We start from the raw sequence: 12,043 nt of genomic DNA on the forward strand, positions 1-12,043 counted from the left end.
CCATTAAGCGGGCGGTGCTCTACGCTTGCTGCAATGCAATATCAAGTGCCTTAACGGCATGTCGGGGTTTGCGCCTTGCGCTTGCAGCCGTCATCACCAGCCGCAAGCGGCAAGATAGCGCTTCACCGTGCCGGCCATCCCATGCTCCAGCGCATCAGCCGTCAGGCCATGGCCGATGGACACTTCCGCGAGCGCCGGAACGCGCTTTATCAGCGGCGGCAGATTGGCCACCACCAGATCGTGGCCGGCATTGACCTGCATGCCTGCGGCGAAAGCGGCGTCAGCGGTTTTTCCCAGTCTTTCCAGTTCGTTCGCGGCTTTTTCGGAATCGGAATGGAAGCCACCATAAGGGCCTGTGTAGAGTTCGATGCGGTCGGCGCCGGTGTCTCGGGCAGCGGCAATGCCTTCAGGATCGGAATCGGAAAACAGCGACACGCGAAACCCACCCGTCTTCAGCCGTGCGACGATCGGAGTGAGGAACGCGGTCTTCTCGCGGAAGTTCCAGCCATGGTCGGAGGTCGCCTGCGCCGGATCGTCCGGCACCAGCGTCACCTGTTCGGGTTGGTTCTGCTCGACCAGCCGCAGAAACTCCTCGGCCGGATAGCCTTCCATATTGAATTCCGCCTGTGGGAATTCGTCGTCGATCAGCGCGCGAATCGCCGGCAGGTCCGAATAGCGGGTGTGGCGCTGGTCGGGACGCGGGTGCACGGTCAAACCATGCGCACCGGAAGCCAGCGCAATCCTGCCGATCCCAATCATGTCCGGCCACGGCAGGTCGCGGCGGTTTCGAAGCATCGCGATGGCATTGAGATTCACGGAGAGCTTTGTCGGCATGAAGGGCTCCGGTAATGCGGGACCGCATCTATACTGCCTTTGTCGGGAACAGACAGCCCATTTCTGTGTTGCAATAGGATGATCGTGAACCTGCCAGGGAAAACGCCGTGAATTTTCTCGAATCCGTACCGGCCGTACGCCGCATTGAAACCAATAGATCCGACCTGTTTGCGATCGATATCGTCGGTCATGTCACCGCCGCGGACGCCGAAAACCTGTTTGGGCTCCTGGAGGCGGCTTACGCCCTTCATCCGCAAATCGATGTGCTTGTCCGCCTTGTCGACCATGACGGCGTTGATTGGACCGATTTCGACCCGGAAACGATGACGCAGGGCAAGGAGCACGCAGTCAAGCATGTGGGCAGATGCGCGACGGTCGGCGACCCCGACTGGACCTCGCACGTCACCGGCTTTTTTGCCGCTCCGCTGCCAATCGAAATTCGTCATTTCGCCACTGAAGACGAAGCCGCCGCCTGGGCTTGGTTGGGTGCGCGTGAAAAACCGGCCGATGTTTAACGGTCTTCGGTACGTATCTAGCGCACCACTGTCAGCCGTTCCGCCGCCCGCGTGATCGCCGTATAGAGCCAGCGCTGGCGGGTATCCTTGAACGCCCAGCTTTCGTCGAACAGCACGACGTCGTTCCATTGCGAACCCTGCGCCTTGTGGACGGTCAGCGCGTAGCCATAGTCGAAATCGTCGAATCGCTTCTTCTGCTGCCAGGAAATTTCTTCTTCAGGGCTCTCGAACGCCGCCTTGAGCAGCTTGATCTTGGCGACGCCGCGGTCGGGATCGTCCTCCTCAGGCGACACCAGAAGGTTGATGCCGGGCTTCACCGTTTCACGCGACGAGGTCATCACCTTCCACAGCGAGCCGTTAAGCAGCCCCTTGGCGGGATCGTTGCGCAGGCACACCAGCTTGTCGCCGGCCTGCGGATAGTCCGCGTTGAAGCCTTTCAGCTCGCGTAGCCGCTGATTATAGCGGCGGCGCGTCCGGTTGGTGCCGACGAGCACCTGATCGGCCTTCAGCACCAGCTCCTGGTTGACCTCGTCCTTGCCGATGACCTTGGCGGCGCCGTAGTCGCCATGCATGAACTCCCGGCCTTCCCGCACATCCAGCGCCAGCCGGATAATGGGATTGTCCCGCGCCTGACGATGGATTTCGGTCAGCAGATAATCCGGTTCATGATCGGTGAAAAAGCCACCGCCGGAAATCGGCGGCAACTGCCCCGGATCGCCCAGGACGAGGATCGGCGTGCCGAAACTCATCAAGTCGCGGCCCAGCTGCTCGTCGACCATGGAGCATTCATCGATGATGACCAGCTTGGCGCCGGAAATGGGGCTTTGCCGATTGAGCGAGAAGGTCGGCGACATCGAGGTCTTGCCGGTCGTTTCGTCCTCGACCGCCTCCTCGCCCTTGGGCCGGTAAATCAGCGAATGGATGGTGCGGGCGTTGACCGCGCCCTTCGAACGCAGCACCTGCGCGGCCTTGCCGGTGAAGGCAGCGAACTGGACCTGGCCATCGACATGCTCGGCGAAATAGCGCGCCAGCGTCGTTTTGCCGGTACCGGCATAACCGAACAGCCGGAAAAGCTGCGGGCTTCCGGCCTTCAGCCATTGCGCGACGGCTTTCAGCGCGGCGTCCTGTTGGGGAGAAAAATCCATCGTCCTGACTGACAGGATTCGCAATGGAAAGACAAGTTCGAAGCCGTTCCACCCTCACCGCAGCATTGGCCATAGCGTCGCTGCCAGAAGCACGCCCATGGCAATGTTGAACCATTTCAGCCGCACGGGGTCGGAGAGGAAGCCGCGCAGGCCCGTGCCGAAGCCGGCCCAGACCGAGACCGAGGGGAAATTGACCAGCGCGAAGACGACGCCGACCAGCAGCACTGACAGGAAAGGCCGTTCTGGATTGGTGTAGACGGCCATCGCCGTCACCGCCATTACCCAGGCCTTCGGATTGACCCACTGGAACGCGGCCGCCTCGATGAAGCGCATCGGCCTTGCTGCATCGTCTCCTGCGCTGGCCATCGAGCGTGACGTGGCGATCTTCCAGGCCAGATAAAGCAGATAGGCGCCACCGGCGACCTTCAGCGCCGTATGCAGCACCGGAAACGCCGTCAGAACCGCACCCAGGCCCGCGCCTACCGCCAGCAGCAGAATGAGGAAGCCGATGCCGATGCCGAGCATATGCGGAATGGTGCGGACAAAGCCGAAATTCACCCCGGATGCCAGAAGCATGAGGTTGTTCGGCCCCGGCGTGACCGAGGTGACAAAGGCATAGACCAGCAGGGCGAGGAAGACGTCGGGAGACATGGAATGTTTGCTCGCTCAGTCGGACGGAGCTTTGTCGTTCTATTCAAGGAACGGCTACATCCCCTGCGCGCCCCGGTTCATCGCCGCCACGCCGGTGCGGCAGATTTCCGCCAGCCCCAGCGGTCGCATGATGGCGATGAACTGATCGATCTTCGAGGTCTTGCCGGTGATCTCGAAGATGAAATGTTCTGTGTTGGCGTCGATCACGCTGGCGCGGAACGCATCGGCCAGCCGCAGCGCCTCCACGCGTGCGTCCCCCGTACCGGCCACCTTGACCAGCGCCAGCTCGCGCTCCATCGGGCGCTCCTGCCCCAGTTCCCTCGCACGGACGGTCAGGTCGACCACGCGGTGCACCGGCACGATGCGCTCGAGCTGGTGCTTGATCTGCTCCAGCACGTGCGGCGTGCCCCGCGTCACGATGGTGATGCGCGACTGGTGCTTCTCGTGTTCCGTCTCCGAGACGGTCAGGCTCTCGATGTTGTAGCCGCGGCCCGAAAACAGGCCGATGACTCGCGCCAGCACGCCGGGCTCGTTGTCGACCAGCACGGACAGCGTGTGGTTTTCCGGCTTCTCGGTCTCCTTGGCGATGAAGTAGGCGGAGCCGGTCGGTTGAAGATGGGGGTTCATGAAGGAAGCTTTCTGCGCTGCTGTTAAGGCGTAACGATTGGAACCGAACCGGCGATCTTCCTGGCGCGGCGTTTTAAACCTCTGTCGAAACTTGCGAGGCCTTCGCAGCCATCGGAAGCTCGAAGATGCATGGCGTCGGCGAAATCGAGACCCGCCCGGTGCGAGGAAATCACATCTGCAATATTACGACGGTTCGAAAACCCGATGTTGGCGCTGGCTACCAGGGTCGCGAAGGTTCGGTTGATATGCCCCTTGTCCAGCTTCATGACGCTGCGAAGCAACCATTCCGTCTCCAGAAGCACGGTGTCGGGAATAAAGACTTCCTTTTCACTCAAAAGCATGCGGGATCGTCGCGCCTGATCGGAACCGTCATCGATCAAAGCCCTCGCGAGGACATTCGTGTCAACGGCGAGTGGCATCGAACCTCCGAGCCGCCTCGGCAAGCATTGCCCGATCAATCTCTTCGTCGGTCGGGAAAGGTCTGTCGATCCGCACGACATGCTTCAGGAATTCGCCCGCAGGCACCTTGGGATACCTGGTGTCGAAATCCTCTATCGGCTGAACGAAAAAACCGCGCCCTTGCGGAACGAACTCGACCTCGGTGCCGTCGGCAATGCCCAGTCCGTCTCGAATCTGCTTCGGGATGACGACCTGCCCTTTGCTCGACACTCTTGCCCGCACATTCATCACGCACTCTCCCGGTAAAACTTAGTAAGAATATACGCCTTACCGTGTCTTACTTCAACTCAAACCAGTTCCCTGCCCTTGGCGTCGATGGCGTTGGCGACGGCTTCGTCCGTGGCCTCGTCCGGCAGCAGCATCTCGTTGTGCGCCTTGCCTGACGGGATCATGGGGAAGCAGTTCGCCAGCGACGCCACCCGGCAGTCGAACAGCACCGGCTTCCTGACGTCGATCATCTCGCGGATCGCGTCGTCCAGTTCGTCCGGTTTGTCGCAGCGAATGCCGTGTCCGCCATAGGCTTCCGCCAGCTTGACGAAATCAGGCATCGCTTCGGTGTAGGAATGCGACAGCCGGTTGCCATGCAGCAATTGCTGCCACTGGCGCACCATGCCCATATACTGGTTGTTGAGGATGAAGATCTTGATCGGCGCCTCGTACTGCACCGCCGTCGACATCTCCTGCATCGTCATCTGCACCGACGCATCGCCGGCAATGTCGATGACCAGCGCGTCCCGGTGCGCGATCTGCACGCCGAGAGCCGCAGGCAGACCGTAGCCCATCGTGCCGAGGCCGCCGGAGGTCATCCAGCGGTTCGGCTTTTCGAAGTGGAAATGCTGCGCCGCCCACATCTGGTGCTGGCCGACCTCGGTGGTGATGTAGGTGTCGCGGTCCTTCGTCAGCTCATAGAGCCGATGGATGGCGTATTGCGGCATGATGACGTCAGGGTTCGTCTTGTAGGCCAGCGAATCCCGCGCCTGCCACTTGGCGATCTGCTCCCACCACGGGTAGAGCGCTTTCTTGTCCGCCTTCGCCGTGGCGCGCCACAGCCGCACCAGATCCTCAAGCACCCGCCCGACATCGCCGATGATGCCGATCTCCGTCGGCACGTTCTTGTTGATCGAGGACGGGTCGACGTCGATGTGGATGATCTTGGAGTTCGGCGAAAACGCATTCAGGCGGCCGGTGATGCGGTCGTCGAAGCGGGCGCCGACGCACAGCATCACGTCGCAGTCGTGCATCGCCATGTTGGCTTCGTATGTGCCATGCATCCCGAGCATGCCCAGCCAGTTCTTGCCGCTGGCCGGATAGGCGCCAAGCCCCATCAGCGTCGAGGTGATCGGAAAGCCGGTCAGATCGACCAGTTCACGCAGCAGATGGCTGGCTTCCGGACCGGAATTGATGACGCCGCCGCCCGAATAGATGATCGGCTTCTTTGCCGTCGCCATCAGCGCGACCGCGGCCTTTATCTTCTCGAGGTCGCCCTGCAGCTTCGGCTGATAGCTGGTGCGCGGCGCGGTCTGTGGCGGCACGTAGGTGCCCTTGGCAAACTGGACATCCTTGGGAATGTCGACGACCACCGGCCCCGGCCGCCCGGTCGTGGCGACATGAAAGGCCTCGTGGATCGTCGCCGCCAGTTGGTTGACGTCCTTGACCAGCCAGTTGTGCTTGGTGCAGGGCCGCGTGATGCCGACCGTATCGCATTCCTGGAAGGCATCCGTGCCGATCAGCATCGTCGGCGCCTGACCGGTGATGCAGACCAGCGGAATCGAATCCGACAGCGCGTCCTGCAGTGGCGTCACCATGTTCGTCGCGCCGGGACCGGACGTGACGAGAACGACGCCCGCCTTGCCGGTGGACCGCGCATAGCCTTCGGCCGCATGGCCGGCGCCCTGTTCGTGCCGCACCAGGATGTGTTCGATCTTGTCCTGCTGGAAAAGCTCGTCATAGATCGGCAGCACCGCGCCGCCCGGATAGCCGAAGAGGTGTTGGACGCCATTGTCGATCAGCGCCTGCACCACCATCTCGGCGCCGCTCATCTCACGCCGCTCGTTCTTCTCACTGCTCATCGGTCTGCCCCGTATATCCTTGCCCGTTCCGGGCTTTTTGCTCGCCCCTTGGGCTTTTTGGTCGCATTGTCTGTTTCAGGCAATAAAAAAGGCCCCCGGAGGGAGCCTGTGTGTCGCGCATGGGGGGATTTCGCCCGGCGGTTACACCGCCTTGCCCACGCGCGTTCCTACTACGAGAATGGATGCCGTTTTCATGGGTGCGGACAATAAGTGCGAAACGAACCGTCCGTCAATGGCTCCCAAAGATTTCATCCAGCCAAGACCTGATGGACAGCCCCAAACGTCGATTCACCTCGCCATGGACCAGCAGATGCGTGCAATTTGCGGTCGTATCTTAAGGATGGCTACACCATGCGGCCTCACGGGAGTTTAACCGCGCTCGCGTAGGGTGCGATCCTAGGGAATCGGGACAGAAGCAGAAATGTTTGTCGAACGCGAAGCTTCCGCCGGCGAAGCAACATCGCAGGAACGCCGCGACGCCGCCCAGAATGACAAGCGCATTCTGGGCAATGTCGTGCAGTGCGATGGCGCGCGCGCCACGATAAGCGCTTTCGCCGACGATGCCGAGGGCACCGTCACCGCCCACTGGACCGTCGGCAAGATGATCTCGATCAATCTCGGGGCCACCCGCACCGTCGGCCTCGTCTATGCCATCGGCAAATCGCAGCGCATGTGGAACACCGACAGCCAGAACCCGATCGAAGTCGAGGTGGAACTGATCGGCGAAGTCCGTGACGGCGAAGAGCCGGGCTCCAAGCCTGTGTTCGACCGCGGCATCACCAACTATCCGCATATCGGCGCCATCGCTCACCGCATCCGCAGCCGCGACTTGCGGGCCGTCTACGATCTGGCCGGACGCCGCTCCATCAAGATCGGCTCCCTGTCACAGGATGAGGAAATCGAGGCGAATATCGCCATCGACGACACGCTCGCCCGCCACTTCGCCGTTGTCGGCACCACGGGCGTCGGCAAATCCACTGCCGTCTCGCTGCTCTTGCGCAAGGCCATCGCCGCGCGGCCCGACCTGCGCGTTCTGATCCTCGACCCGCACAACGAATTCGCCGGCTCGCTGCCGGAATATTGCGTCAGGATCGATAGCGCCTCGCTCGACCTGCCGTTCTGGATGTTCAAGCTGGAAGAATTCGCGGAAGTGCTTTTTCGCGGGCGTGAGACCGTCCCGGAAGAAGTCGACCTGCTGCGCGAACTCATTCCCCTGGCCAAGAACCTCTACAAGAACCCGGCCAGCGGAGCCTATCTGCGCCGCGGCGTCGATAACACGACCTCCGATACCCCCGTTCCCTACCGCATCGCCGACCTCATCAAGCAGGTGGACGAGCGCATGGGCCTGCTGGAAAGCAAGAACGACCGGCCGGCGCTGAAATCGCTTCGCGCGCGCATCGAATCCGCCGCCGCCGACCCGCGCTACCGCTTCATGTTCAATTCCCGGCTGATCGAGGACACCCTCCACCAGACGATTGGCAATATTTTCCGCGTGCCGCATCACGGTCGTCCGGTCACCTGCTTCGAAATGGCGGGCATGCCTTCCGAAGTGGTGAATTCGGTCTGTTCGGTATTGGCCCGGCTGGCGTTCGACCTGGCGCTCTGGAGTGAGGGCAAGCTGCAGCTTCTGCTGCTTTGCGAGGAAGCCCATCGCTATATGCCTGCCGATTCCCGGCTCGGCTTCGCGCCTACCCGTCACGCTCTGTCCCGCATCGCCAAGGAAGGCCGCAAATACGGCTGCTATCTCGGCGTTGTTACGCAGCGTCCCGGCGAGCTTGATCCGACCATCCTGTCGCAGTGCTCGACCTTCTTCGCCATGCGCCTTTCCAACGAGCAGGACCAGGCGATCATCCGCTCTGCGATTGCCGATTCCTCAGCCTCGACCCTGTCGTTCCTGTCGTCGATGGGCCAGCGCGAGGCAATTGCCTTCGGCGAAGGCGTCGCCACCACCATGCGGCTGAAATTCGAGAAGCTGGATCAGAAATTCATTCCCGGCACGGCAAAGCGAGCCGAAACCGTGGCGGATGACAGCCAGGAACTCGACCTCCCCGGCATTGTCGACCGGCTGCGCAACGTGCAGAAGCCGCAGTCCATTGCGGCACTGGCCGAGAGCATCGATCCCGGCCGCCAGGCAGGCGATCCCGACTATCGCAAGCCGGCGGCGCCCCGGCTTCATAGCGACGACGATTTCGATATGCGCTACGGCCTCAAGCCCGCGACCTTCGGCCTGCGCTCGCAGAACGATTGATGTGAGTCCTTCGAGGCTCGCCTCGCGGACGCCATTCCTTCAATTCAAAAGACTCGTGCGGAATAGCACTTCCGGACAAGGACCATCGACGCAACCTTCCTCATCCTGAGGTGCGAACGCAGCGAGCCTCGAAGGACGCATTAACCTCAGGCGCACACGCGGTTGCGGCCCTGCCGCTTGGCCTCGTAGAGCTGCCGGTCGGCGCGCCGATAGAAATCCTCGGCCGTTTCCGCGCTGTCCCACACGGCAAGACCAACGCTGGTGGTGATCTTCAGCCGCACATTGCCGGAAAGCACCGACATATTGGCGATGGCCTTGCGGATGCGTTCGGCGAACTTGGCCAGAAGGTCGGCGTCCATGTTGGGCGTGACCACCGCGAACTCCTCGCCGCCCAGCCGCGCCACCACGTCATGGTAACGGGTCATGTCCTTGAGGCAGTTCGCGACAGCCTTGAGAACCTGGTCGCCCACGTCGTGTCCATGGGTATCGTTGACCTGCTTGAAATGGTCGAGGTCGAGGATCATCAGGCCGACCGGTTTGCCGATGCGCCGGAATTCCTCGATATATTCCTTCAGGGCGTCGTCGAAATAGCGCCTGTTCTGCATGCCCGTGAGGCTGTCGGTCAGCGCCGCCTGCTCCATCGTTTCGGAGCGTGCGCTGAGCGTTTCGGTCATGGCGCGCAACTTGCCTTCCTCCTTCGCCTGCCTGCGGATCAGCGGATAGATGAAGAACATGCCGAAAAACAGCGCTGTCGCCAGAAGCACGCCGGTCGCCAGCACCAGCTTGGTCAGATGCTCGACATTGTCCGGCGTGAAAAAGCCCTGATCTTCGCCTGCGGCGGTGTGCAGATAGTCGTAAGCATGCAGCATCACCAGGCCCGCGGCCAGGATCACGAAGATGAAGACGAAGAAGGCCGACTCGGCCTGATGGAAGCGCATCGGTTGCCTGCTGCTCATACCGCTCTCTATATGCCAGCAAGGAGCTTACGTGCAGTTAATTCCAACAACCTGAGCGAGCAAATAACCGAAGGGTAAACGGTGTATTGGCGTTGCCGGAGCTTTGCATCAAAGTTTCGGCATCCGCGGATCGTTTGAACAATTTTGCCATTCCGCTCCGAACTGGTTTCGGAACCAAGTCGTCTGCCGTTTGGAATATTGCCGCGTTGCGATCTTGGCCCTTTCCACGGCCTCCTCGAGGGTGATTTCACCGGCCATGGCGGCTTGCAGTTCCGGAACGCCGATGGCCTTCATCGCCGGAAGCGCCGGGTCGAGATCGAGTGCCGCCAACTGCTTCACCTCTTCCATTGCCCCGAGATCGATCATGCGGTCGAAACGCCTGTCGATACGCGCAATCAGCTCGCTCCGTTCCGTGTCGACCAGCAGGAAACGCGCGCTGTCACGGTCTATCAAGGGCTTGCCACGCGCCGCCTGCCAGTCGAGCATGGAACGGCCCGAAGCGTCGAGAACCTCGAGCGCCCGCACGATCCGCTGCCCGTCGCTTCGCTTGAGCCGCGCCGCCATGGCGGCGTCCCGCGACGCCAGCCGCTCATGCAATTCGGGCGCGCCACGCTCCTTCAATTCGCGCCGCCAGCGCTCGCGCACAGCAACGGGTATCTCCGGCATTTCGGAAATCCCTTCCGCCAGGGCGCGGAAGTATAGCCCGGTCCCGCCCACGAAAATCGGCCGCGCGCCGGCGAAAATCCCGTCTTCGAGCAGCCGCACGACATCGCGCAGCCAGGCTCCGGTCGAATAAAGCGACGAGGGATGGACATGCCCGTAAAGATAGTGTGGCGCGCGCGCCAGCTCGGCTTGTGTTGGCCGGGCGGTGAGGACGTTGAGGATCGAGTAGCCCTGCATGGAATCGGTGTTGACGATGATACCGCCGAGCCGCTCGGCGAGACCGAGCGCCAATGCCGACTTGCCGCTGGCGGTCGGCCCGGCTATCAGGATCGCGTCCTTCACGCGGCCTTCGGTCGCCTCTTGTGCGGAAGTCTCCATGCCTCTCATCGCCACGCTTGTCTGCCATCCAGCCGCCGGCATTCTTTCGCCCGCCCTTGCGAATACGGCGTCGAGGTCGGTGAAGGCAAGCGCGCTCCGCTGGCTGGCCGATGACATCGCCTGTGACCTGCATCTTCAGGAAGACGCGGAAGCAGAAAAGGCGACCGCGGACCTGCGCGCCGCGCTTGCCGGCCAGCCGGTCGACGTCATCGTCCAGGAAGCGGAAAACCGCCGCAAGAAAATCCTCATTGCCGACATGGATTCCACCATGATCGACCAGGAATGCATCGACGAACTGGCGGACGAAGTCGGCCTCAAGGATCACGTCGCCGCCATCACCGCGCGCGCCATGAACGGCGAAATCGCTTTCGAGCCCGCGCTCCGGGAGCGCGTCGCGCTGCTGAAGAATCTGGATCTCGCGGTCATCGACAAGATCATCGCCAATCGCCTTACGCTCGCGTCCGGCGCCCGGACGCTGGTGCAGACGATGCGCGCCGACGGCGCCTGGGCCATTCTGGTTTCCGGCGGCTTCGACATCTTCACCAACCGCATCGCCGCCATGCTGGGCTTCCATGAGAACCGCGCCAATCGTCTGATCGAGGCCGATGGCCGGCTGGACGGCACGGTGGCCGAGCCGATCCTCGGCCGCGCCGCCAAGGCCGAGGCGCTGCTGGAGATATCCGCCCGGCTGGGACTGACGCCGGCCGACGCCATCGCTGTCGGCGACGGGGCCAACGATCTCGACATGATCCGGCTTGCCGGTACCGGCGTCGCACTTCACGCCAAACCGTCCGTCGCCGCGCAGGCCCGCGTCCGCATCGATCATTCAGACCTGACCGCCCTGCTCTACCTGCAAGGCTATTCCCGTAAGGATTTCGTCCGTTGACGCCGATCAACACGCAAAGGTTGATCTTGCGCAATTGGCGCGAAGCCGACCGCGACCTCTTCCATCGCATCAATTCCGACGACCGGGTGATGGCGTTCTTTCCGTTCCGCCGCAGCCGCGCCGAGGCCGACGCGAAGCTGGACGAACTCCGCGCCGCCATCGAGCGCGACGGCTTCGGCTGGACAGCCGTGGAAATCGCCACGACCGGCCAATGCATCGGCTTTGTCGGCTTGAACCGCGCCGGCCACCTGCCGAACCTGTCGGACGATGCCGTCGAGATCGGCTGGCGCCTGGCGCCGGAATTCTGGGGCCACAGCTACGTCACCGAGGCGGCATCGGCCTGGTTGGACTTCGGCTTCGAAACCTTGAAACTCGATGAGATCGTGTCTTTCGCGGTGGCGGACAATCACCGCTCGACCGCTGTCATGCAGCGCCTCGGCATGAAGCGCGACCCCGCCGCCGACTTCGATCATCCCGACGTGCCCGGGAGCCATTCGCATCTGCGCCGGCATGTCTTCTACCGGCTGTCGCGAAAGGATTGGCTGCAAGCAAAAAGGGCGGCACTCTAGCCGCCCTTTTTTATTCTAAATCAAAAACCTGAGAGCATTTCCA

13 protein-coding genes are annotated in these 12,043 nt (G+C 62.1%); 4 read left to right on the top strand and 9 right to left on the bottom strand.

Annotated elements, in window-relative coordinates:
- Positions 1 to 93: 93 nt before the first annotated feature.
- Positions 94 to 834 carry a pyridoxine 5'-phosphate synthase gene (locus ASD44_RS07635; protein WP_056110361.1) on the bottom strand — a complete coding sequence of 247 codons (741 nt, stop codon included), beginning with the start codon at positions 832 to 834 and terminating at the stop codon, positions 94 to 96.
- A 107-nt stretch (positions 835 to 941) separates the two neighbouring features.
- Here ASD44_RS07635 and ASD44_RS07640 point away from each other — a divergent pair, with 107 nt between their 5' ends.
- Positions 942 to 1,349, top strand: coding sequence for an STAS/SEC14 domain-containing protein (locus ASD44_RS07640; RefSeq protein WP_056110363.1), 408 nt, complete (start codon positions 942 to 944; stop codon positions 1,347 to 1,349).
- A gap of 17 nt (positions 1,350 to 1,366) precedes the next feature.
- Here ASD44_RS07640 and ASD44_RS07645 read toward each other — a convergent pair whose 3' ends face one another.
- Genes ASD44_RS07645 through ASD44_RS07670 form a run of 6 tightly spaced genes read right to left on the bottom strand, consistent with a single transcriptional unit; the run spans position 1,367 to position 6,300 of the window.
- Positions 1,367 to 2,494: an ATP-dependent RecD-like DNA helicase gene (locus ASD44_RS07645; protein WP_056110365.1), complete on the bottom strand. Its 1,128-nt coding sequence runs from the start codon at positions 2,492 to 2,494 to the stop codon at positions 1,367 to 1,369.
- A gap of 54 nt (positions 2,495 to 2,548) precedes the next feature.
- Entirely contained in the window at positions 2,549 to 3,145 is a 597-nt protein-coding gene (locus ASD44_RS07650) for a LysE family translocator (RefSeq protein WP_056110367.1), read from the bottom strand.
- Between the two features lie 54 nt (positions 3,146 to 3,199).
- Positions 3,200 to 3,772 (bottom strand): acetolactate synthase small subunit, encoded by a 573-nt coding sequence (ilvN, locus tag ASD44_RS07655; RefSeq protein ID WP_056110369.1) that lies wholly within the window; start codon positions 3,770 to 3,772, stop codon positions 3,200 to 3,202.
- A gap of 23 nt (positions 3,773 to 3,795) precedes the next feature.
- Positions 3,796 to 4,152: a type II toxin-antitoxin system VapC family toxin gene (locus ASD44_RS07660; protein WP_162246417.1), complete on the bottom strand. Its 357-nt coding sequence runs from the start codon at positions 4,150 to 4,152 to the stop codon at positions 3,796 to 3,798.
- A 22-nt stretch (positions 4,153 to 4,174) separates the two neighbouring features.
- Positions 4,175 to 4,459 (bottom strand): AbrB/MazE/SpoVT family DNA-binding domain-containing protein, encoded by a 285-nt coding sequence (locus ASD44_RS07665; protein WP_056110373.1) that lies wholly within the window; start codon positions 4,457 to 4,459, stop codon positions 4,175 to 4,177.
- A 59-nt stretch (positions 4,460 to 4,518) separates the two neighbouring features.
- Complete coding sequence (locus ASD44_RS07670; protein WP_082542407.1) at positions 4,519 to 6,300, bottom strand: acetolactate synthase 3 large subunit; 1,782 nt, start codon at positions 6,298 to 6,300, stop codon at positions 4,519 to 4,521.
- A 421-nt stretch (positions 6,301 to 6,721) separates the two neighbouring features.
- On the opposite strand from ASD44_RS07670, the gene ASD44_RS07675 reads away from it, so the two are divergent.
- Complete coding sequence (locus ASD44_RS07675; RefSeq protein ID WP_056110375.1) at positions 6,722 to 8,548, top strand: ATP-binding protein; 1,827 nt, start codon at positions 6,722 to 6,724, stop codon at positions 8,546 to 8,548.
- 146 nt (positions 8,549 to 8,694) lie between these two features.
- On the opposite strand, the gene ASD44_RS07680 is transcribed toward ASD44_RS07675, so the two are convergent.
- The gene (locus ASD44_RS07680; protein ID WP_056115654.1) at positions 8,695 to 9,486 is read right to left on the bottom strand and encodes a GGDEF domain-containing protein; all 792 of its coding nucleotides are present in this window, start codon (positions 9,484 to 9,486) and stop codon (positions 8,695 to 8,697) included.
- Positions 9,487 to 9,612: 126 nt separating this feature from the next.
- On the bottom strand, positions 9,613 to 10,554 hold the full coding sequence (gene miaA / locus ASD44_RS07685) for a tRNA (adenosine(37)-N6)-dimethylallyltransferase MiaA (protein ID WP_056110377.1): 942 nt from the start codon (positions 10,552 to 10,554) through the stop codon (positions 9,613 to 9,615).
- Here miaA and serB point away from each other — a divergent pair.
- Both serB and ASD44_RS07695 read left to right on the top strand, forming a co-directional pair.
- Positions 10,544 to 11,431, top strand: coding sequence for a phosphoserine phosphatase SerB (gene serB, locus ASD44_RS07690; RefSeq protein WP_082542554.1), 888 nt, complete (start codon positions 10,544 to 10,546; stop codon positions 11,429 to 11,431). The genes miaA and serB overlap by 11 nt on opposite strands.
- Positions 11,428 to 12,000, top strand: a complete 573-nt coding sequence (locus tag ASD44_RS07695) for a GNAT family N-acetyltransferase (RefSeq protein ID WP_056110378.1) — start codon at positions 11,428 to 11,430, stop codon at positions 11,998 to 12,000. Before serB ends, ASD44_RS07695 begins: the two co-directional genes overlap by 4 nt.
- The last annotated feature ends 43 nt before the right edge of the window (positions 12,001 to 12,043 follow it).

This window comes from Mesorhizobium sp. Root554, assembly GCF_001427025.1.
In the GTDB taxonomy this organism is placed as follows: domain Bacteria; phylum Pseudomonadota; class Alphaproteobacteria; order Rhizobiales; family Rhizobiaceae; genus Mesorhizobium.